Genomic DNA, 20,186 nt, shown 5'->3' on the forward strand with positions numbered 1-20,186 from the left:
GCATCACCTCCATCGGCGTGCTCAACGGCATCGTGGGCGAGGCGGCGCTGGCCAAACCGCTGGGCGACTGGCTGATCGAGTCGGGGGTGGAGGCGCAGACGGCGGGCTACGTCGCCACCGGCCTGGTGGTGGTCCTGATCACCTATTTTTCCATCGTCGTGGGCGAGCTGGTGCCCAAGCGGCTGGGGCAGAGCTACCCGGAGACGCTGGCGCGGCTGGTGGCGCGGCCCATCAACTGGCTGGCGATCGCCACCAAACCCTTTGTGCGCCTGCTGTCGGCCTCCACCCAGGCGCTGCTGCGCCTGCTGGGTGTCAAGGAAAGCGGCAGCACCGTGACCGAGGACGAGATCCACGCCATGCTGGCCGAGGGCACCAGCGCCGGGGTCATCGAATCGCACGAGCACCTGATGGTGCGCAACGTCTTTCGCCTGGACGACCGCCAGATCGGCTCGCTCATGGTGCCGCGCGCCGACGTGGTGTTCCTGGACGTGGCGGCGCCCTTCGAGGACAACCTGGCGTGCATCGAAGAGTCCGGGCACGCGCGCTTTCCGGTGGTGCGTGGCGGCATGGAGAACATCCTGGGCGTGCTTAACGCACGCCAGTGGCTCTCGCGCGTGCTGCGCGAGGAGGGCGCGCGCGAACTGGCCAACGTGCCCCTGCAGACAGCGCTGTACGTACCCGAGACCATCAACGGCATGGAGCTGCTGGACAACTTTCGCCAGTCGGACGTGCAGATGGCCTTCGTCATCGACGAGTACGGCGAGGTGCAGGGCATCGTCACTCTGCAGGACCTGATCGAGGCCATCACGGGCGAGTTCACCTCGCTCGACCCCGAGGACGCCTGGGCCGTGCAGCGCGAGGACGGCAGCTGGCTGCTGGACGGTCACATCCCCGTGCCCGAGCTCAAGGACCGGCTGCAGCTCGACTCGGTGCCCGAGGAGGAGCGCGGGCGCTACCACACCCTGAGCGGCATGGTCATGCTGCTGACGGGCAAGCTGCCCAACGTCACCGACACGGTGCAGTGGGAGGACTGGCAGTTCGAGGTGGTGGACATGGATGGCAAGACCATCGACAAGGTGCTGGCCACGCGCCTGCCAGCCCTCGGGCTTGATCTGGAGCCTTCGCCCGACGACTGAAATACGGAGTTTTCGCCCTCCAGCCCTTGTCTGGCAACGCTTTGCAACTCTCTTTTTTGCAAGCCGCGTCAACTCCACAGGTCCAGCGGCGGGTCGGCCGCCACGGCGCGCAGGATGTCGGTGCGCGAGACGAAGCCGGCCAGCCGGCCGTCCTCGCCCGTCACCGGCAACCCGGGCAGGCCGGTGTCCATCAGCACGCCGGCCAGGCGGCGCAGGTCGCCGTCGGCGGTCACCGTGGGCACCGGGCTGACCATGGCCTCGGCCACGGTCCGGCGGGCCAGGGCGATCATCTCGCGCACGGCCTCGCGTCCGGGCAGCAGCTCGGGGGGCGCCATGTCGGCGCGCAGCAGCAGCCCGACCACCACGCCCTGGTCATTCACCACGGGCGCCTGTCCGATGCGCTGGCGCATGAAGAGCTGCCAGGCCTCGTGCACCGGCAGGTCGGGGGCCACGCTCAGGGCGTCCTCGGTCATCACGTCGCGCACGCGGGTCAGGGGCTGGCGCTGCTCGGCTGGGCCCAGCTCGGTCTGCACATAGGCCGAAACCGCGTCCAGCACGCGCAGCGGCACTGCCGGGGCAGCGGCTACGGGCGGCTTGGGCGGGAGCGCCGCCGGGGCGCCGCCCTGGCCGTCGCCGTCCAGCCGCGCGGCGCTGGCGCGCAGGCCACCCGGCCGCTGCACGCGACGCACCGGCGCCACCTGGGAAATCGGCCCGGGCCCGCCGCGGTACACCTGCCCCGAAGGGCCGAACACGAAGAACATGGTTTGCCTCCTGTCAAGCCATGGTATCGGCAGGTCGGGCGCGCCCTAAAATCGCCTGCCATGCTCGATATCCTTCTTCTTCGCAAAGACCTGCCTACGGTCGTCGCCCGGCTGCAGACCCGCAAAAACCCCCAACCCTTTCTGGATGTGGACGCCTTCCAGTCCCTGGAGGCCGAGCGCAAGAGCTTGCAGACGCGCACCGAGGAGCTGCAGTCCCGGCGCAACCAGCTGTCCAAACAGATCGGCGCGCTGATGGGCCGGGGCGAGCGCGACGCCGCCGAGACGGCCAAGGCCGAGGTCGGCGCCCTCAAGCAGGAGCTCGACGGCTCGGCCGCACGCCTGGAGCAGATTCAGGCCGAGCTGCAGGCCATGCTGGCGGCCGTGCCCAACCTGCCGCACGAGAGCGTGCCGGTGGGCGCTGACGAGTCGGCCAATGTCGAGGTGCGCCGCTGGGGCACGCCGCGCACGTTCGATTTTCCCGTGCGCGACCACGTCGATGTGGGCGAGCTGATCGGCCTGGACCTGGCGGCCGGCGCCAAACTCGCTGGCGCCCGTTTTTCCGTCATGCAGGGGCCGCTGGCGCGCCTGCACCGCGCGCTGGCCGCCTTCATGCTGGACGTGCAGACGCGCGAGCACGGCTACACCGAGTGCTATGTGCCCTACATCGTCAACGCCGAGGCCCTCAAGGGCACGGGCCAGCTGCCCAAGTTCGAGGCCGACCTGTTTGCCGTGAACAAGGGCGGTCAGGAGGGTGAGGATGTACCCGACGACGCCCGGCTCTACCTGATCCCGACCAGCGAGGTGCCGCTGACCAACCTGGTGCAGGACACGGTGCTGGCCGAGAGTCAGCTGCCGATCCGCCTGGCGGCCCACACGCCGTGCTTTCGCTCCGAGGCCGGTAGCCACGGCCGCGACACGCGCGGCATGATCCGCCAGCACCAGTTCGACAAGGTCGAGATGGTGCAGATCGTGCATCCCGAGAGCAGCTACGAGGTGCTCGAGCAGATGACCGGGCATGCCGAGACCGTGCTGCAAAGGCTGGGCCTGCCCTACCGTGTGATGAGCCTGGCCACCGGGGACATGGGCTTTGGCGCCGCCAAGACCTATGACCTGGAGGTCTGGCTGCCCGCGCAAGGCACCTACCGCGAGATCAGCTCGGTGAGCAACTGCGAGGCTTTCCAGGCGCGGCGCATGCAGGCGCGCTTCAAGAGCGCGCAGGGCAAGAATGAGCTGGTGCACACCCTGAACGGCTCGGGCCTGGCCGTGGGGCGCACGCTGGTGGCGGTGCTGGAGAACTACCAGAACCAGGACGGCAGCGTCACCGTGCCAGAGGCCCTGCGGCCCTACATGGGAGGGACGGACGTGCTGACGGCGCGAAGCCCGGGTTCGAATCCCACCCTCTCCGCCTGATGCCTGCCGCGTGAGGCGGGGCGCCGCAACCCCCGCGGTTTGCTGCTACAATCTCGCGCTTCGACACACAGGAGAGGTGGCAGAGTGGTCGAATGTACCTGACTCGAAATCAGGCGTAGTGGCAACACTACCGTGGGTTCGAATCCCACCCTCTCCGCCAATGCAAAACCCCAAGTGAGCAGCTCACTTGGGGTTTTTCTTTTGGCGCGCCTGCCGGCGTAGGGGCCGGCAGTCGGTGCGGTGTGGCTACGGGCCGTAGCTTGCGCCCGCGCCCAGGAGGGTTGCAACGCCCAGGAGGGCGAAGATGGCGGCGGCGATGGAGTGGACAAGCCTCATCGGGATGCGCGCCGCCAGCTTGTCGCCGACGAAGACGGCAGGCACGTCAGCCAGCAGCATGCCGAGCGTGGTGCCGATGACCACCCACAGCGGATCGGCGTAGTGCGCGGCCATGGCCACGGTGGCGATCTGCGTCTTGTCGCCCATCTCGGCCAGGAAGAAGGTCACCAGCGTCGCGCCGAAGACGCCGAAGCGCGGGACGATGCGAGTTTCCTCCTCCTCGATCTTGTCGGGAATCAGTGTCCAGAGGGCCATGGCGATGAAGGAGGCGCCCAGCACCCAGCGCACCACCTCGGGGTGGACCACCGCAGTGATCCATGCGCCCAGGGCGCCGGCCAGGCCATGGTTGACCAGGGTCGCGCACAGGATGCCGGCAATGATGGGCCAGGGCTTCTTGAACCGTGCGGCCAGCAGGAAGGCCAGCAGCTGGGTCTTGTCGCCAATCTCGGCGAGGGCGATAACGCCCGTCGAGACGAAGAGAGTTTCCACGAAATATCCTCAAGGCCGGTGCGAAGACGAATGACCACATCGCTTCCCCGGCCAGAGCGGAGGCGACGTGGTCAAAGGTCTTGCCAAGCCCGGGAACCGCTTGCGCCATGGCCTGTGGGCCAAGTGTGTTGACGCAAGCCTCTTCGGCTGAAGAGCGGCTACTCCCCAATGACGGGCGGCATTATGCCGGGCTTTGGCAGCGGCTTGCGCTGCGCGAGGGTGCGAGCGGCGCTTTTGCGCAGCGAACCAGGGGTAGAAGCGCTGCCTGCTGTTGCCCTCTGCCACGTTCCTGGGGATTTCTTTCGCCAGCGCGCTTCTGGCAATGCCACGGGCATCTTGTTACCCGGGGATGGCGCCGGCCTACCCCCGTGTCGGATGGGGATTACGGATCAGCGTGGGGTGGGGGCGCAAATTTGTCTTCGCACGTTGGAATTCACCAGCATGCTTCTTTTTTTGGACATCCACAGGAGATCGCAATGCCCACCAACAACCCCCAGGGTCACAACCAGTACACCAACAACAATAACAACAACCAAAGCAGCAAGAGCAGCAACAATCAGAGCAACAGCAACCAGGGTGGCAACCAAGGCAACCAGGGCGGCAACCAGGACAACAACTCGGGTGGCCGCGGCTTTGCCGGCATGGACCCGGATCGCCAGCGCGAGATCGCAGCCGAGGGCGGCCGTGCCGCCCACGCCTCGGGCAACGCCCACGAGTTCACCTCGGAAGAGGCCCGCAAGGCAGGTGCCAAGAGCCATGGTGGCCAAGGCTCCTCCTCCTCGCAGAGCCAGGGCTCGAACAACAACCAGGGTTCTTCGAGCAACAACAACAGCAACAGCAGCAATTCCGGCGGCACACGTGGCGGCTCCAGCGAGCAGCATGCGCGCGCTGGTGCACAGAGCCACAAGAACGACCGTTGAGTAAACGGCGCTCTGAAATGACCAAAGGCCCCTGTTTCAGGGGCCTTTGGTTTTTCTGCGCGTCCGCCGGCCCGCCGATACGGCGGACACAGCCACGCTTCAGGCGCCGTCGCCCGCGTTGCCCGTGATGGGCAGGACGATGCCGGTGATGTAGCTCGAACAGCTGGGCGCGGCCAGAAAGACGTACGCCGGAGCAATCTCTTCGGGCTGGGCCGGACGGCCCATCTGGGTGCTGGCGCCGAATTGGGCGATGTCCTGCGGCGCCTTGTCGGCAGGGTTGAGTGGCGTCCAGACCGGGCCGGGCGCGATGGCGTTCACGCGGATGCCCTGCTCGATTACGTTCTGGGCCAGGGCCTTGGTAAAGGCATGGATGGCGCCCTTGGTGGCTGAATAGTCCAGCAGTTCCTTGCTGCCGCGCAGCCCGGTCACCGAGCCGGTGTTGACGATGGCGTCGCCCCGGCCGAGATGCGGCAGGGCCGCCTTGGCCATGTGGAAGTAGCCATAGATATTGGTGCGGAAGGTTTCATCGAAACGCTCCTCGGTCAGCTCCTGCAGGCCCTGGGCATGCTCCTGAAAGGCGGCGTTGTTGACCAGCACGTTGAGCTTGCCGAAGGCGGCAACCGTCTCCTGGACCGCCCTGGCGCAGAAACGCGCATCCTTCACGTCCCCGGGCAGGGCCAGGCTGCGCCCGCCCTCGGCCTCGATCAGGTGGCAGGTTTCCCGGGCATCCTCGTGCTCGTCCAGGTAGACGATGGCCACGTCCGCACCCTCGCGGGCGAACAGCACAGCCACGGCGCGGCCGATGCCTGAGTCACCGCCGGTGATGAGGGCCGCCATCCCCTTGAGCTTGCCGCTGCCTTCGTAGTGGGGCGCATCGAAACGGGGTTGCAGCTCCATGTCTTTCTGCAGGCCGGGCTTGGCCAGATGCTGCCGGGGCAGGGGAGGCGCCGGCTCCTCGCGTCCCGGCCCCGGAGCGACGGGCTTGTCCTCGTCCTGCTTCTCACCCTTCTTCTGTGCCTGGTCCTGCTGCTGCTCGTGCTTCTTGCGCTCCGCATCCTTGCGGTCCTGCTCCTGCTGGATGTCCTGCTGCTGGCGTGCAGCGTCGCTGGCGCCCGCGGGCTTTTGTCCGTGGCCGGAAGATGATGAACTCATGGCTACCTCGCTGAAATATGAAGGGAGGGAAGGAAAGGGCGAACAAAGAAACGCCCGCCAGAGGCGGGCAGTCAGTCAGCCCAGGGGCTTCCACAGCGGCGGCTCGGGCTGTGGAAATTGCAGGGGCCGCCGCTGGCTGGACAGGAGGGCTTCCTGCTGGCGCAGGCGCTTGATGGCCCGTGGCTTCAAAGGCTTGTCGCTGCTGCGCTGAAAGGCGTGGAACATGGCAAGGCTCCGGGATGGGGTGTATGGTGCGGATTCGATCATCCGGCGTGCGCCTGCCCTGTCGGACGCCTTTGACTCAGGCTGCAATACCCTGCCCCTGCTCTCGCTCGGCAGGCTGGAGATCACACAAAATGCCCATGAGAAACGCCTCGATCAACGACAACAAGATGAGTCAGAACGCCAGCCCTTTTGAAAATTTGCGTACCCGGGCGATCGCCTGGTGCAAGGACTTCGAGCAATACAAGGAAGAGGTGCGGATGTTCGCCGAGCGCCTGCGCGTGGAGTACATCTCCTACCTGGGCGCGAGGTCCACCGACGTGGAATTCCACAAGCTCGACGAGCGGCTGGAACGCCTGGACGCAGAAGGCACGACCCTGTCGCCGCGCCTGCAGGTAGGTGACGACGGCTTCGTCTATTTCGGACTGACCCTGTTCCTCCGCGAGGGCTCGCACTGCCTGGAGGAGCATGTGCGCGTGGGCGTGCAGCGAGTGCAGGGCAAGTGGCGCATGCGCTGGAACCAGATCGAAAGCGGCAATATCTCCGACAAGACGCCGCAGACCTTCTTCGAGAAGGTGACGGCGGCCATGCTGGAGAAGTTCTCCACACCGTTCTACAAGATCCGCGGCCAGCTCGGCTTCATTCCCACTTTCAGCAACGACCACCTGGTACTGGTGCCCACCAGCGATCCGCTGGTGGCCAGCGAGGACCAGAACGCCGCAGGCGGCGGCTCGGCCGCCTGACCTGGCCCCTCACGCTTCGACGATCGGCAGGCCGCTCTGCAGGAGGGGGGCCTCGGTGGCAATGGCGTTGCAGCTGCCGTCCCCGCCGATGCGAAAGTGCGCGGTGGGGCAGTTGGCGAACTGCACGATGGAGCCAAAGCAGGACGCCGGTAGCACCAGCGTGCCCACGGCCAGTGTGTCGTAGAGGGCGAAGCCGGGGGGTGGCAGCTCTTTCGCCAACGAAAAACCGATCTGCAGCGCCGTGCGCAAGGCTCCCGCCCGGGCACCCAGCAGTTCGATGAAACCGGTGGCCTGCGCAATCCGCAGGTCGCCTTCTGAGAAATCGTGCAGGCCCGACAGGGCGATGGCCCGCACGCTCTTGACCTTGATGGTCACGTAGCTGTCCCAGTCATGGCTGAAGTCCTGGGCCTTCATCACGGTTTTGGCCCAGGGCCGGCTGTTTTGCTGAGAGGGAATCATTCCTGGCTCCGATGTCTTTTGTGGGCTGTGGTGGATCGATAGGCGGACCTCTGCAACGCTCCGGTCAGGCCGACCGCCGATCATTGAATTGGGCTGCGGATTTGTTTTGGATACAAATTTTTCTGCAATATTTCCGAAAAACAAAATATTTACATTCAACAGTATTCGGATGTATGCGATAAATTTGTTTGCATGGCCCGGTGTGTAAATGGCAATGTTTATGCACATGCTGGCGCAGGACGGCGTTTCCTTTCCTGATTTCGCGTAGGACGAGCGGAGTTCGCAGGCGCAGTCCATGGCCGTACGGGCAGAATGCAAGGCGCTTGGCTCCGGGGCGCATGGCGCACTTCGCTTCCTGCTGACGTCCATGTCGGCCATGGCCTACATAAAGCAGCAATATGTTTGGCAAATATGGTGCTTCGCCAGGGGAATTCGCCCCAGGCGCCTATTTCTTGAACATTTTTCACGGAGATTGAAATGGCTCAACGCGATTACGCAGACGACAACCGACACAACCAGGGGCGCGGCTATGACGACGAGCGCCAAAACCGGGGCCGCGGCAACGAAGGCGGTTATGGCGGACAGGGCCAGTCGTCGTACCAGGGGCAGGGTTATGGCGGTCGCCAAGGCGGGGGACATGACGACCACCGCGGCGGTTACGCAAGCAGCGGCTACGGCAGCGGCGGCTATAACAACGATGGCGGCTACCCCGGCGGTGGCCAGGGCGGCTATGGCGGCGGACAGTACGGTGGTCAGTACGGGGGCTATGGTGGTGGCCAGGGTGGTCAGGGTGGCAACTACGGCGGCCAGGGCAGTTACGGCGGCCAGGGCGGCGGCCAGCAGGGACAGTGGGGCGGCCAGGGCGGCGGCCGGCAGGAACAGTGGGGCGGGCAGGGCGGTGGCCAGCAGAGCGGCTACGGCTATAGCGGCTACGGAGGCTACGGCGGCCAGGGCAGCTATGGCGCCGGTCAGAACGGCGGCTGGGGCGGTGGCCAGCAAGGCGGCTGGGGGGGTGTGCACCAGGGCGGCGGCGGTGGATATGGAAGCCAGGGTGGCCAGCACGGAAGCTGGGGGGGTCACCAGGGGCAGGGCGGCTACGGCGGCAGTCATGGCAGCTATGGCGGTCAGGGCGGCCAGCATTCCCACCGCGACCATTCCGGTGGCTTCTATGGCGACTCCGATCGCTTCTCCAGCGGTGGCCAGCAGGGCGGCTCGCAGCGCTCGCGCCACCATGACGACCCCGATTACCACCAGTGGCGCGAAGAGCAGATGCGCAATCTGGACAACGACTACGAGAGCTGGCGCGGTGAGCGCTACAAGAAGTTCTCGGAGGACTTCAACAACTGGCGCAACAGCCGCTCGCAGGGCAACCACAACCAGACCGGCCAGAGCAGCACTACGGGCTCGGGCTCGCAGGGTTCGGGCAGTGCCGGCATGGGCAGCAATGACAGCAGCTCAGGCGGCAGTGGCTCCAGCAGCAAGTCCGGCAGCAAGGATCATGGCAAGTAAGCCGGACTGAGTGCGCCGGCGCGGCCCCGCCCCACCCTGGGACGGGGCTTTTTTTGGCCTCTAGCCCGCGCCAGTTCAGCACATTGCGCTATGAAAATTATTTGAAAAATCTTCAGGGCGCGGCTGCTTTTGCCTGGCATTGGCGCTGAGGCCAAGCCAGGGTTTCAACACCGCGACTTCAGTTTTCCTGCGCCGCCAGTTTGTCGAGCGCAGTGGCGGCCTCGGCCGTCCGGGCATCGTCCAGGGGTTCGAGCAGGTCGGCCAGCGCGGGCAGTGCCGCGCCGCCTTCGCGCTGCAGCCGGGCGATGGCCTGCCCGGCTTCGCGTGGCGCCGCGAAGGCCGTGCTTTGCAGCAGGGTGCGGCCGTCGGTGCCCACCAGCTTGAAATAGAACCGGCCATCGCTCTCGCGGTACTGCTTGAATGCGGGCTGCGCGGCCGCCGTCCGGGTCTTTTCCGCAGGGCCGGCGGGCGGAGCGGTGAGCGGGCGCAGCCCCACGGCGCCGCGCAGGCGCTGCAGGAAGGGGGCAGCCTGGGCGCGCGCGCGCGTCGCGCCCTGCTGCAGCGCTGCCTCCACCTTCGCGGGGTGGGCCATCAGGTCGTCGTAGCGTGCGCGCAGAGGCGCGATCTCGCGATCGATGCGTTCGAACAGCAGTTGCTTGGCCTCGCCCCAGGCGATGCCCTCGGCATAGGCGCGGCGCAGGGCGGCCGTTTCCTCGGGCGTGGCAAAGGCCTGGTAGATCTGGAACAGCGCTGAGCCTTCCGTCTCCTTGGGCTCGCCCGGTGCGCGCGAGTCGGTGACGATGGCGCCGATCAGCTTCCTGAGCTGCTCGCGCGGGGCGAACAGCGGGATGGTGTTGTCGTAGCTCTTGCTCATCTTGCGCCCGTCCAGGCCGGCGAGCAGGGCCACGTTGTCCTCGATGGCGGCTTCGGGCAGCGTGAAGTGGCTGCCGTACAGGTGGTTGAAGCTGGACGCCATGTCGCGCGCCATCTCGATGTGCTGCACCTGGTCCCGGCCGACGGGCACGTGGTGGGCGTTGAACAGCAGGATGTCGGCGGCCATCAGCACCGGGTACATGAACAGGCCGGCGGAGACGCCGTCGTCGCCGTCGCGGCCGGCTTCGTGGTTCTTGTCCTGCGCGGCCTTGTAGGCGTGGGCGCGGTTGAGCAGGCCCTTGCCGGTCACGCAGGTCAGCAGCCAGTGCAGCTCGGGGATCTCGGGGATGTCGGACTGGCGGTAGAAGGTGACGTGCTGAGGGTCCAGCCCGGCGGCCAGCCAGCTGGCGGCGATCTCCAGCGTGGAGCGGTTCACGCGCTCGGGCTCCTGGCACTTGATGAGGGCGTGGTAGTCGGCCAGGAAGTAATAGCTCTCCACGCCGCCCGAGCGGCTGGCGGCCACGGAGGGGCGGATGGAGCCGACGAAATTGCCGAGGTGCGGGGTGCCCGAAGGGGTGATGCCGGTGAGAAAGCGCGTGGGTTCTTGCATGGATCAGGACAGGGAGCGGGTCAGCGCAGCAGCGCGACGAAGGGGGTCAGCAGCAGGTTGATGGCTTCGTAGCCCAGCGACATCAGCGGGCGCAGCCACAGCGAGCCCACCACGCCCGCCAGCACCAGCGCCAGCACGATGAAGAAGCCGTAAGGCTCGATGCGCGACAGCCACATCGCCTGGCGCATGGGCAGCAGGCCGGCCAGCACGCGCCCGCCATCGAGCGGCGGTAGCGGGAACAGGTTGAAGGCCCACATGACCAGGTTGACCAGGATGCCGGCGCGGGCCATCTGCGTGAAGAAGGGCTCTTCCACACCCGCGGCCACCAGCGCCACCAGCAGCAGCGCCCAGGCAATGGCCTGCACGAAGTTGGAGGCCGGCCCGGCCAGCGCCACCCAGACCATGTCGCGCTTGGGGTGCCGCAGGTTGCCGAAATTGACCGGCACCGGCTTGGCATAGCCGAAGACGAAGGCGCCCGAGGTGGAGAAGTACAGCAGCAGCGGCATCAGGATGGTGCCGATGGGGTCGATGTGCTTGATGGGGTTGAGCGTCATGCGGCCCAGCATGTAGGCCGTGTTGTCGCCGAAATGGCGTGCGGCGTAGCCGTGCGCGGCCTCGTGCACCGTGATGGAGAACAGCACGGGCAGGGCGTAGATCAGGACGGTCTGGAGGATGTCGGAGGAGGGCACGGCGCGATTGTCGCGCATGGCGCCTGTCGGCCGTGTCCCACAGGGCATGGGCGCTTGTCTGACGCGAAAGCCCCTCGCCACGGCTCAACAATCGCCCGCAGAGTCCGGCGTGCAATGCGCCGGGCCAACCAAGAACAACCGGAGCCCACCCCATGCATGCCTGGTACGCCCCCTTGAAGATCTTCGCGCTCGTCGTCGTGCTGCTGATGGCGGTGGCCATGCTCTACGCCGGCACCATGGCCATCACCTACTGGTCCGGTATCGGCGTCTGACGCCGGCCTCCATAGCCAACCCGGGACCCGTCATGAACAAGCGCCAAACCCGCCTCTTCGCCATCGTCGCCACCGCCCTGTCGGCGGCGGCGTTTCTCGGGCTCACGCTCGACAGCCACCGCCAGTTCGACAAGCTGACCAATGCCGAGGCCATCACGCCAGCCGTCACGCATGGCAAGAACGTCTGGCACAAGAACAACTGCATCAACTGCCACACCATCTTCGGCGAAGGCGCCTATTACGCGCCCGACCTGACCAAGATCAGCAAGCTGCGCGGCGAGGCCTATCTGACGGCCTACATGAAGGACCCATCCAAGTTCTATGACGAGACGCGCCACCGCCGCCTGATGCCCAAGCAGGACCTGAGCGACGAGGACATCGCCGGCCTGATCGCCTTCTTCGACTGGGTCAGCAATGTGGACAACCAGGGCTGGCCGCCGCGGCCGATCCTGGTTACGGGGGCGGCCCTGCCCGGCTCGGACCGCAACATCGATCAGCAGACCAGCGGCGCCAAGGTTGAGCGCGGTGGCATCGAGGCGCCCCCGGGCGCGCGGCCGCTGGCGGGCGACGAGAATCCCATCGCCCTGGGCGAGCGGGTGTTTCGCACCGCCACGCCGGCCTGCACGGCCTGCCACTCCACCGCGCCGGGCGTGAACATGGCCGGGCCGTCGCTGGCGGGCGTCAAGGGCCGCACCGAGGCGCTGCTGGCCTCGGCCGACTACAAGGGCAAGGCCAAGGACGTGGCCGGCTACCTGCACGAGTCCATCGTCGAGCCCAGCGCGCACCTGGTGCCGGGGCCCATGTACTCGGCCGACGGCACCTCGTTCATGCCCACCACCTACGGCAAGGACCTGACGCCCGAGCAGATCGACCAGCTCGTGGCATACCTGATGTCCCTCAAATAAACAACAGCAAACCAACGACCGCCGCCCAGGTCTTCGCCGGAGTTCGCCATGAGATACAAATCCCAATCCGTCGCCTACTGGTATTTCGCCGTGGCCGTGGCCCTGTTCGGGCTGCAGATCGTCTTCGGTCTGCTGTCGGCCACCAAATACCTGGGGCCGGACCCGCTGCTGTACATTCTGCCCTTTGACGTCACCAAGGTCATCCACACCAACGTGCTGATCGTCTGGGTCATCTGCGGCTTCATGGGCGCCACCTACTGGATGGTGCCCGACGAGTCGCGCACCGAGCTCTACAGCGTCAAGCTGGCCTACATCCAGCTCGTGATCTGGGTGGTGATGGGCGTGGCCACGGTGATTGGCTACCTGTTCCGCTACGGCACCGGCAACAAACTGTTGGAGCAGCCGCTGCCGTCCAAGCTGGCCATCGTCGTCGCCATGCTGATCTTCCTCTACAACATCGGCATGACGATCAGGAAGTCTGGCCGCTTCACCACGCCCGAGGGCGTGCTGCTGGGCGGACTGGGGTTGGCTGCGGTGCTGTATGTGCCGGCGCTGCTGGAGTACCACAACTACACGGTGTCCATCTTTTACCGCTGGTGGACCATCCACCTGTGGGTGGAGGGCGTGTGGGAGATGATCCAGGGCGGCTTCCTGGCCTACCTGCTGATCCGCCTGTCCGGCGCCGATCGCGAGGTGATGGAAAAGTGGCTGTACGTCATCGTCGGCCTGGTGTTCATCGCCGGCATCCTGGGCACGGCGCACCACTACTACTGGGTGGGCGTGCCGGGGTACTGGCTGCCGATCGGCGGATTCTTCAGCGCGCTGGAGCCCGTCGCCCTCGTCGGCATGGCCATGTACGCCTACTACGCCATGCGCCGCACCGGCCTGGCACACCCCAACAAGCTGGCCCTGCACTGGACGGTGGGCAGCGCCGTGTTCACCCTGTTCGGCGCCGGTCTGCTGGGCCTGGCGCACACCTTCCCCAGCGTGAACAAGTGGACGCATGGCACCCTGATCACTGCCATGCACGGCCACGCCGCCTTCTACGGCGCCTACGCCATGATCGTCATGGCCATGATCAGCTACGCCCTGCCTTCGTTCACGCGCCGGCCCGAGGAAGGCTCGGCCATGGGCTACACGGCTTTCTGGATGCAGCTGGCCGGCATGTTCGGCATGACGCTGTCGTTCGCCACCGCCGGCATCGGCCAGGTGTATCTGGAGCGCATCATGGGCATGGGCTATCTGGACGCACAGCTCAAGATCCAGGTGCACTTCGTCATGCTGATCATCACCGCCTCCATCTTTGCCGTGGGCGTGGCGCTGTTCATCATCGACTTCTTCCGCTACCCGCTGCGCATGGAAGTGCGCACCGATGATCCGGTCGTGCCGCCCGCGGTGCCTGGCCGTGCGGCAACGGTCTGACAGCGTGGACGCGGCCACCTTGTCCGGGCAGACCGCCGCAGTGCCGGGCGGCGCGGCCACCGCGCCGTTCTATCTGCCCACGGGCGACGAGATCGGGGTCTTCGAGCAGTGCCACGCCCAGGGCCTGGCCATCATGCTCAAGGGCCCCACGGGTTGTGGCAAGACACGCTTCGTCGAGCACATGGCCTGGCGCCTGGGTCGGCCGCTGATCACCGTGTCCTGCCACGACGACCTGAGCGCCAGCGACCTGATCGGGCGCTTCCTCATCAGGAACGACGGCACCGAGTGGCAGGATGGGCCGCTGACGCGCGCCGTGCGCGAAGGTGCGCTGTGCTACCTGGACGAAGTGGTCGAGGCGCGCCAGGACACGGTGGTCGTGCTGCACCCGCTCACCGACCACCGGCGCGAACTGCCCATCGACAAGACCGGCGAGCTGGTGCGCGCCGCGCCCGGTTTCGGCCTGGTGGTGTCGTACAACCCCGGCTACCAGCGCATGCTGAAAGACCTGAAGCCCAGCACGCGCCAGCGCTTCGTGGCGCTGGACTTCGACTTTCCCCGGCCCGAGGTCGAGGCGCGCATCGTCGTGCAGGAAAGCGGCATCGCCGAAGCCGACGCCCGCGCCCTGGTGCAGCTGGCTGGCCGCCTGCGCGCCCTGCACGACCGGGGCCTGGCCGAGGTGCCCAGCACGCGCCTGCTGGTGGCAGCCGCGCAGCTGGCGGTGCGCGGCGTGGAGCTGCACCGCGCCTGCGTGCACGCCATCGTCGCGCCACTGTCGGACGAAGCGTCTCTGGTCGCTGCCATGCGCGACCTGGTGGACGCCACCTTCGTCTGAGAGCCCAGGCAGCGTGGCTGAAGCCGAAGACGTCATCACCGATGTGGCGCGGCACGCCACCATCTACGCCCAGGCACTGTGGCGGCGCCACCGGCCGCGGCCCGCCGGCCCGCCCGTGCTGCACCTGGCGGATGTCGCGCAGCGGCTGGACCTGTTGATCAGCGCCGCGTTGGGCAGCCGCATGCTGCTGCGCCCGGCTCAGTTGCCGGCGCCTCCCACCTTCCTGTCGCGCTGGCTGCAGCGCGGCGAGCCCCCCCGCGCCACCCAGGCCCTGCCCGCCACCGACGGTACAAGCCTGTGGCTGCCACCCCGACTCACGAGCACGCCGGACGCGCAGGACACCACCGCGCTGTACCGCACGCTGGCGCTGGCACATGCGCTGCGTGCCCAGCGCGGCGCCGCGCAGCTGGCTGCCGGCATCCATGATCCGTTGGCGCTGGCGCTGTTCACGCTGCTGCAGGCACAGGCGGCGGACCAGGCTCTGGTCACCTTGCTGCCCGGCGTAGCGGAGCCGCTGGCACAACTGCGCCAGGCGGCGCTGGCATCGCGCCCGCGCCCCGAAGCGCTGGCGGCGCACCTGCGGCCCTTCGAGGCCATGGCGCGAGCCATTCTGTCTGCCTCGCCCGCCGAGCCGGCGCTGCTGCCGGGCACTGCAGGCGCTGGTGAATGGCTCTTGCCCCTGCCCGCCACGGCGCAGCAGGCCCATACACGTGCCTTGGCACTGGCCAGCCGCCTGCGGCCACCGGGCTCGCCGGCGCGCCAGCAGCGCTGGCTGGTGCCCGACCTGTGGCTGGGCGAGCTGCGCGCGGGCGCAGCCCTGGCCAGCCTGTTGCCCGGGCAGACGGCGGACGACGCGGCCGCCGACGCGGCTGCGGCGCGCTCGGCCCACCTGCCGCGCCGGCCCCGGGTGCGCGAGGCCGAACCCGACGAGGACGAAGACCAGGACCGGCCCGGCGCCTGGATGGTGCAGACCGCCCAGCCGCATGAGCAGGCGGCCGACCCCATGGGCCTGCAGCGCCCGACCGACCGCGACACCGACACGGCGGCCGAAGAATTCGCCGACGCCCTGTCCGAGCTGGACGAGGCCCGCCTGGTGGCCACGCCCGGGCGCCCCAAGGAGGTGCTGCTGTCCGACGACCCGCCTGAGCACCTGGCGCGCCAGGCCCGCACGGCCGAGGCGGCGCAGCCCACCACGGAGGACGCCGCGCTGCCTTATCCCGAATGGGACTGGCGCACGGCCAGCTACCGGCCCGGCGGTGCCACCGTGCGGCTGCGCGAGGCCGCGCCCGGCGCGCCTGAGTGGCTGTCGGCGACGCTGGAGGTGCACCGCGGCATGCTGCACGAGGTGCGCCGGCGCTTCGAGCTGCTGCGCAGCCGGCGCGTGCCGGTGCGCCGCCAGCTTGACGGCGACGATATCGACCTGGAAGCCTGCATCGAGGCGCGCGCCGATTTCTCTGCCGGCCTACCCCTCCCCCAGCGCCTGTACCGCAGCGAGCGGCGCCTGCACCGCGACCTGGCGGTGCTGGTGCTGATCGATGTGAGTGGCTCCACCGACGCCTGGGTGGCGCCGGGCCGGCGCGTGATCGACGTGGCGCGCGAGGCGCTGCTGATGGTGTCGCTGGCGCTTGACGGCATGGGCGCGCCTTTTGCCGTGCAGGCATTCTCGGGCGAGGGGCCGCATGGCGTGGTGGTGCGCGGCGTCAAGCGTTTCGCCGAGGGCTATGGCCCCGGGGTGGCACTGCGCATCGCCGGGCTGGAGCCCGAGCACTACACCCGCGCCGGCGCGGCCCTGCGCCACGCCACGGCCACCCTGATGCGCGAGCCGGCCGCGCACCGCCTGCTGCTGCTGCTGTCCGACGGCAAGCCCAACGACATCGACCAGTACGAGGGCCGCTATGGCCTGGAAGACATGCGCCAGGCGGTGACCGAGGCGCGCCTGCAGGGCATCTCGCCGTTCTGCCTGACCATCGACCGCCATGCAGCGAATTACCTGCCGGCCGTCTTTGGCGCGCACCACTACGCACTGCTGCCCCGGCCCGAGCAGCTGCCGGCGGTGCTGCTGGAGTGGCTGCGCCGCCTGGTCGTGGGCTGACAGGGAGCCTACAGCCCCAGCTTGTCCAGGCTGCCGCGCCCTTCGCGCACCACCACCGGTTCGCCGCCGCTGTTCATGGGCGTCATGTCGATCACCGTGGTCGGCTCCCGCGGGCAGGCGCCCGAGTCCACGACGCCGTCGATCACCTTGTCGAAGCGCTCGCGGATTTCCTCGGGGTCGTTCATGGGCTCGGTCTCGCCCGGAGGGATGAGCGTGGTGGCCAGCAGCGGCGCGCCGTGCAGCTCCAGCAGCAGCTGCAGGCCCTTGCGGTCGGGCACGCGCAGGCCGATGGTCTTGCGCTGCGGATGGCTCACGCGGCGCGGCACCTCCTTGGTCGCCTCCAGGATGAAGGTGTAGGGCCCGGGCGTGCCCAGCTTGAGCATGCGGTACTGGCGGTTGTCCACATGGGCGTAGCTTGCCAGCTCCGACAGGTCGCGGCACAGCAGCGTCAACAGGCGCTTGTCGTCGATCTGGCGCACGCGGCGCATGCGGTCCACGGCGGCCTTGTCGTCGAGCCGGCATACCAGCGCATAGCTGGAATCGGTCGGCACGGCCAGGATGCCGCCGCCCGAGAGCAGGTCGGCGGCCTGGCGCAGCAGGCGGGGCTGGGGGTTGTCCGGATGGGCTTCGAAATACTGGGCCATGGCTTGCCTCAATGCACGGAAGGGGTGACGGCGGCCTGCGGCGCACGCAGGATGCGGTGCTCCAGCAGCTCCCAGACCGGGGTCAGCTGGCCCGGCAGGTCGGGCAGGCCGCCCAGGTCGGTGTGCGACTCGCCCGGGCTGTGGAAGTCGCTGCCGCGCGAGGCCGCCAGGCCGAACTCCTGCGCCATGGCGGCATAGACGGGGTATTCCGACGGAGCGTGGCTGCCCGTCACCACCTCGACGCCCTGGCCGCCATGGCCCTTGAACTCCGAGAACAGTGCGTACTCCTCGGTGGGCGAGAAGCGGTAGCGCGCCGGATGGGCGATCACCGCCATGCCGCCGGCCTCGCGGATCCAGCGCACGGCGTCGCCCAGCGCGGCCCACTGGTGCGGCACGTAGCCGGGGTGGCCCTCGGTGAGGTAGCGGCGAAAGACCTCCGGGGTGTCGCTGCACACGCCGGTCTCGACCAAGAAGCGCGCGAAATGCGTGCGCGAGATCAGCTCCGGGTTGCCGGCATGTCGCAGCGCCCCTTCATAGGCATCGCAGATGCCCACCTGGGCGAGCTGGCGCGCGATCTCCTGCGCCCGCCCGCCGCGCCCGCCGCGCGTTTCGGCCAGGCCCTGGTGCAGCTGCGCGTCGTCGGCGTCGAAACCCAGCCCGACGATGTGCACCGTGGCGTGCAGGAAGGAGACCGAGATCTCGACGCCCGTCAGGTAATCGAGCCCCAGGGCGTGGGCGGCGGCGATGGCGCGGTGCTGGCCGCCAATCTCGTCGTGGTCGGTCAGCGCCCACAGCTGCACGCCGTTGGCGTGCGCCCGCGCGGCAAGATCCTCGGGCGTAAGGGTGCCGTCGGAGACGGTGGAGTGGCAGTGCAGGTCGGCATTGAGCAGGATGGTCACCGAGGGATTCTAGGGGTGGGTGCGGACCAGCGTCGTGTCAGGTTTTTTGGATGATTCATGCCAGGGACCTGCGGCATTTGTAAGTAAAAGCATGAAAATGCGACACTCTGCAATGAATCCTCCGCCGCAGCACCGCCTCGCCGGAGGCGAATTTCCTGCCTCTGCACAGAAAGCTGGTTTCCCGATGATGCTCGACAACCTTCCCGTGGGCCGAAAACTCTGGGCCCTGATCCTTGGCCTGATGGCCTCCATGCTGCTCCTGGCCGCCGGCCTGCTGACCCACCTGGTCCAGCTGGACAACCGGGCCCAGCGCATCGCCCAGGCTAACGACGAAAGCCTGAGCCTGGCGCTGCAGTGGAAGGGCCTGTCGGCCCTGGCGGTGGAGCGCTCGGTGCTGGGCGTGAGCGTGCCCGACGAGGCCCTGGCCACGCGCCTGCGCCAGCAAGCGCGCGAGGGCATCCAGGCCATCAGCGGGCTGCAAAAACAGATGGAGGAGCGCGCGACCACGCCCGAGGACCGGGCGCAGCTGGAGAAGGTGGCCGCCGCCCGCAAGCCCGTGCTGGCCTTCAACGAGGACGCCATCAAGCTGCGCAACGACGGCGACTTCGCCGGCGCCTATGGCCTGGTCGAGGAAAAGCTGCTGCCTGCCGTGCAGCGCTATGTGGCCGAGCAGGACGCCTTTGCCCAGCTGCAGGAGCGCCAGCGCAGCGCCGCCAAGCAGGTGGCGGCGCAAGAGCGCGAGCGCGCCATCTGGCTGAGCCTGGGTCTGGCCGCCCTGGTGGTGCTGGCCGGCCTGGCACTGTCGGTCGTGCTGGTGCGCTCCATCACCCGGCCCATCGACCGCGCCGCGCGCCTGGCCGATGCCATCGCCGAGGGCGACCTGACGCAGGACGTGCGCGACGAGCGCCGCGACGAGCTCGGGCGGCTGCTGCAGTCGCTGTCGAGCATGGCGGCGCGTCTGCGCGGGGTGGTGGGCGAGGTGCGCACGGGGGTGCAGGCGGTCTCGGCCGCGTCCAGCGAGATCGCCACCGGCAACCACGACCTGTCGGCCCGCACCGAGCAGACCGCGGCCAACCTGGAGGAGACCGCCTCCAGCATGGAGGAGCTGACCTCCACCGTCACCCAGGCAGCCGACACGGCGCGCCAGGCCAACCAGCTGGCGGCCAACGCGGCCCAGGCGGCCGAGCGCGGCGGCCAGGTGGTGGGACAGGTGGTGCACAGCATGCAGCAGATCACCGATTCGAGCCGCCGGATCGCCGACATCATCGGCGTGATCGACGGCATCGCCTTCCAGACCAACATCCTGGCGCTGAACGCGGCCGTGGAGGCGGCGCGCGCCGGCGAGCAGGGCCGGGGCTTTGCCGTGGTGGCCGGCGAGGTGCGCAACCTGGCGCAGCGCTCGGCCTCGGCCGCCAAGGAGATCAAGGAGCTCATCACCGCCAGCGTGGACAACGTGCAGGCCGGCTCGGCCCAGGTCGAGCAGGCCGGCCAGAGCATGCAGGACATCGTGCTCAGCGTCAGCCGCGTGAGCGATCTGATTGGCGAGATCACGGCGTCCTCGGCCGAGCAGCGCGACGGCATCTCGCAGGTCAACCAGGCCGTCGCCAGCCTGGACCGCATGACCCAGCAGAACGCCGCGCTGGTCGAGCAGTCCAGCGCCGCGGCCAGCGCCATGCACGAGCAGGCCCAGCGCCTGGCGCAGGTGGTGTCGGTGTTCAACGTCGGCAGCGGCGCCGCCGCGGCGGTGCGTCCGGCGCCTGCCGCGGCCCCGGCCCGCGCGGTGCCGGCCCCCGTGGCGGCCGCGCCGCGCC

The 20,186-nt window shown here is 68.2% G+C and carries 19 protein-coding genes, 1 tRNA gene and 1 riboswitch; of the genes, 11 read left to right on the forward strand and 9 right to left on the reverse strand.

Features of this window, described 5'->3' with window-relative positions; translation table 11 throughout:
* On the forward strand, window positions 1–1,136 hold a 1,136-nt coding region (locus RT051_RS11265; protein ID WP_313076621.1), incomplete at its 5' end, for a hemolysin family protein.
* Between the two features lie 68 nt (window positions 1,137–1,204).
* Here the strand turns inward: RT051_RS11265 and RT051_RS11270 are convergent.
* Complete coding sequence (locus RT051_RS11270; RefSeq protein ID WP_313076623.1) at window positions 1,205–1,897, reverse strand: CBS domain-containing protein; 693 nt, start codon at window positions 1,895–1,897, stop codon at window positions 1,205–1,207.
* A gap of 60 nt (window positions 1,898–1,957) precedes the next feature.
* Here RT051_RS11270 and serS point away from each other — a divergent pair, with 60 nt between their 5' ends.
* Window positions 1,958–3,307, forward strand: coding sequence for a serine--tRNA ligase (gene serS, locus RT051_RS11275; RefSeq protein WP_313076626.1), 1,350 nt, complete (start codon window positions 1,958–1,960; stop codon window positions 3,305–3,307).
* A 70-nt stretch (window positions 3,308–3,377) separates the two neighbouring features.
* Window positions 3,378–3,467: transfer RNA gene (locus tag RT051_RS11280), tRNA-Ser, on the forward strand.
* 86 nt (window positions 3,468–3,553) lie between these two features.
* Here RT051_RS11280 and RT051_RS11285 read toward each other — a convergent pair.
* The gene (locus RT051_RS11285; RefSeq protein ID WP_313076628.1) at window positions 3,554–4,132 is read right to left on the reverse strand and encodes a TMEM165/GDT1 family protein; all 579 of its coding nucleotides are present in this window, start codon (window positions 4,130–4,132) and stop codon (window positions 3,554–3,556) included.
* A gap of 5 nt (window positions 4,133–4,137) precedes the next feature.
* A riboswitch (yybP-ykoY riboswitch) is annotated at window positions 4,138–4,311 on the reverse strand.
* Between the two features lie 297 nt (window positions 4,312–4,608).
* On the opposite strand from RT051_RS11285, the gene RT051_RS11290 reads away from it, so the two are divergent.
* The gene (locus tag RT051_RS11290) at window positions 4,609–5,052 is read left to right on the forward strand and encodes a KGG domain-containing protein (RefSeq protein ID WP_313076631.1); all 444 of its coding nucleotides are present in this window, start codon (window positions 4,609–4,611) and stop codon (window positions 5,050–5,052) included.
* A 99-nt stretch (window positions 5,053–5,151) separates the two neighbouring features.
* On the opposite strand, the gene RT051_RS11295 is transcribed toward RT051_RS11290, so the two are convergent.
* Together RT051_RS11295 and RT051_RS11300 are read right to left on the reverse strand one after the other, a co-directional pair.
* Entirely contained in the window at window positions 5,152–6,204 is a 1,053-nt protein-coding gene (locus RT051_RS11295) for an SDR family oxidoreductase (RefSeq protein WP_313076634.1), read from the reverse strand.
* A 75-nt stretch (window positions 6,205–6,279) separates the two neighbouring features.
* The gene (locus RT051_RS11300; protein ID WP_313076636.1) at window positions 6,280–6,429 is read right to left on the reverse strand and encodes a hypothetical protein; all 150 of its coding nucleotides are present in this window, start codon (window positions 6,427–6,429) and stop codon (window positions 6,280–6,282) included.
* A 131-nt stretch (window positions 6,430–6,560) separates the two neighbouring features.
* Between RT051_RS11300 and RT051_RS11305 the strand changes: the two genes are divergently transcribed.
* Window positions 6,561–7,169: a hypothetical protein gene (locus RT051_RS11305; RefSeq protein WP_313076639.1), complete on the forward strand. Its 609-nt coding sequence runs from the start codon at window positions 6,561–6,563 to the stop codon at window positions 7,167–7,169.
* 9 nt (window positions 7,170–7,178) lie between these two features.
* Here the strand turns inward: RT051_RS11305 and RT051_RS11310 are convergent, their stop codons facing one another.
* Window positions 7,179–7,628: a hypothetical protein gene (locus RT051_RS11310; protein ID WP_313076642.1), complete on the reverse strand. Its 450-nt coding sequence runs from the start codon at window positions 7,626–7,628 to the stop codon at window positions 7,179–7,181.
* A 477-nt stretch (window positions 7,629–8,105) separates the two neighbouring features.
* Here RT051_RS11310 and RT051_RS11315 point away from each other — a divergent pair, with 477 nt between their 5' ends.
* Window positions 8,106–9,137 carry a hypothetical protein gene (locus tag RT051_RS11315; RefSeq protein WP_313076645.1) on the forward strand — a complete coding sequence of 344 codons (1,032 nt, stop codon included), beginning with the start codon at window positions 8,106–8,108 and terminating at the stop codon, window positions 9,135–9,137.
* A 178-nt stretch (window positions 9,138–9,315) separates the two neighbouring features.
* On the opposite strand, the gene RT051_RS11320 is transcribed toward RT051_RS11315, so the two are convergent.
* Window positions 9,316–10,620, reverse strand: coding sequence for a tryptophan--tRNA ligase (locus RT051_RS11320; protein WP_313076647.1), 1,305 nt, complete (start codon window positions 10,618–10,620; stop codon window positions 9,316–9,318).
* A 20-nt stretch (window positions 10,621–10,640) separates the two neighbouring features.
* Entirely contained in the window at window positions 10,641–11,327 is a 687-nt protein-coding gene (locus RT051_RS11325; RefSeq protein ID WP_409520595.1) for a site-2 protease family protein, read from the reverse strand.
* Between the two features lie 286 nt (window positions 11,328–11,613).
* Here RT051_RS11325 and RT051_RS11330 point away from each other — a divergent pair, with 286 nt between their 5' ends.
* Genes RT051_RS11330 through RT051_RS11345 form a run of 4 tightly spaced genes read left to right on the forward strand, consistent with a single transcriptional unit; the run spans window position 11,614 to window position 16,832 of the window.
* A complete protein-coding gene (locus RT051_RS11330; RefSeq protein ID WP_313076653.1) occupies window positions 11,614–12,486 on the forward strand; it encodes a cytochrome c in 873 nt (290 codons plus the stop codon).
* Window positions 12,487–12,534: 48 nt separating this feature from the next.
* Entirely contained in the window at window positions 12,535–13,908 is a 1,374-nt protein-coding gene (locus RT051_RS11335) for a cbb3-type cytochrome c oxidase subunit I (RefSeq protein WP_313076657.1), read from the forward strand.
* A gap of 19 nt (window positions 13,909–13,927) precedes the next feature.
* A complete protein-coding gene (locus RT051_RS11340; RefSeq protein WP_313076660.1) occupies window positions 13,928–14,740 on the forward strand; it encodes a CbbQ/NirQ/NorQ/GpvN family protein in 813 nt (270 codons plus the stop codon).
* 13 nt (window positions 14,741–14,753) lie between these two features.
* Window positions 14,754–16,832 (forward strand): hypothetical protein, encoded by a 2,079-nt coding sequence (locus RT051_RS11345; protein ID WP_313076664.1) that lies wholly within the window; start codon window positions 14,754–14,756, stop codon window positions 16,830–16,832.
* An 8-nt stretch (window positions 16,833–16,840) separates the two neighbouring features.
* Here RT051_RS11345 and RT051_RS11350 read toward each other — a convergent pair whose 3' ends face one another.
* Together RT051_RS11350 and RT051_RS11355 are read right to left on the reverse strand one after the other, a co-directional pair.
* Window positions 16,841–17,476, reverse strand: coding sequence for an L-threonylcarbamoyladenylate synthase (locus RT051_RS11350; RefSeq protein WP_313076667.1), 636 nt, complete (start codon window positions 17,474–17,476; stop codon window positions 16,841–16,843).
* An 8-nt stretch (window positions 17,477–17,484) separates the two neighbouring features.
* Window positions 17,485–18,375 carry a 3',5'-nucleoside bisphosphate phosphatase gene (locus RT051_RS11355; protein ID WP_313076670.1) on the reverse strand — a complete coding sequence of 297 codons (891 nt, stop codon included), beginning with the start codon at window positions 18,373–18,375 and terminating at the stop codon, window positions 17,485–17,487.
* Window positions 18,376–18,559: 184 nt separating this feature from the next.
* On the opposite strand from RT051_RS11355, the gene RT051_RS11360 reads away from it, so the two are divergent.
* Window positions 18,560–20,186, forward strand: a 1,627-nt coding sequence (locus RT051_RS11360; protein WP_313076672.1) for a methyl-accepting chemotaxis protein, incomplete at its 3' end; no start/stop codon positions are given.

The organism is Melaminivora sp. (assembly GCF_032059615.1).
In the GTDB taxonomy this organism is placed as follows: domain Bacteria; phylum Pseudomonadota; class Gammaproteobacteria; order Burkholderiales; family Burkholderiaceae_C; genus Melaminivora.

Bases quoted from the DNA above. Each gene is read 5' to 3' on its own strand.
- RT051_RS11270 (WP_313076623.1), bottom strand. From the start codon at position 1,897: ATGTTCTTCGTGTTCGGCCCTTCGGGGCAGGTGTACCGCGGCGGGCCC.
- serS (WP_313076626.1), top strand. From the start codon at position 1,958: ATGCTCGATATCCTTCTTCTTCGCAAAGACCTGCCTACGGTCGTCGCC.
- RT051_RS11290 (WP_313076631.1), top strand. From the start codon at position 4,609: ATGCCCACCAACAACCCCCAGGGTCACAACCAGTACACCAACAACAAT.
- RT051_RS11295 (WP_313076634.1), bottom strand. From the start codon at position 6,204: ATGAGTTCATCATCTTCCGGCCACGGACAAAAGCCCGCGGGCGCCAGC.
- RT051_RS11300 (WP_313076636.1), bottom strand. From the start codon at position 6,429: ATGTTCCACGCCTTTCAGCGCAGCAGCGACAAGCCTTTGAAGCCACGG.
- RT051_RS11305 (WP_313076639.1), top strand. From the start codon at position 6,561: ATGCCCATGAGAAACGCCTCGATCAACGACAACAAGATGAGTCAGAAC.
- RT051_RS11310 (WP_313076642.1), bottom strand. From the start codon at position 7,628: ATGATTCCCTCTCAGCAAAACAGCCGGCCCTGGGCCAAAACCGTGATG.
- RT051_RS11315 (WP_313076645.1), top strand. From the start codon at position 8,106: ATGGCTCAACGCGATTACGCAGACGACAACCGACACAACCAGGGGCGC.
- RT051_RS11320 (WP_313076647.1), bottom strand. From the start codon at position 10,620: ATGCAAGAACCCACGCGCTTTCTCACCGGCATCACCCCTTCGGGCACC.
- RT051_RS11325 (WP_409520595.1), bottom strand. From the start codon at position 11,327: ATGCGCGACAATCGCGCCGTGCCCTCCTCCGACATCCTCCAGACCGTC.
- RT051_RS11330 (WP_313076653.1), top strand. From the start codon at position 11,614: ATGAACAAGCGCCAAACCCGCCTCTTCGCCATCGTCGCCACCGCCCTG.
- RT051_RS11335 (WP_313076657.1), top strand. From the start codon at position 12,535: ATGAGATACAAATCCCAATCCGTCGCCTACTGGTATTTCGCCGTGGCC.
- RT051_RS11350 (WP_313076667.1), bottom strand. From the start codon at position 17,476: ATGGCCCAGTATTTCGAAGCCCATCCGGACAACCCCCAGCCCCGCCTG.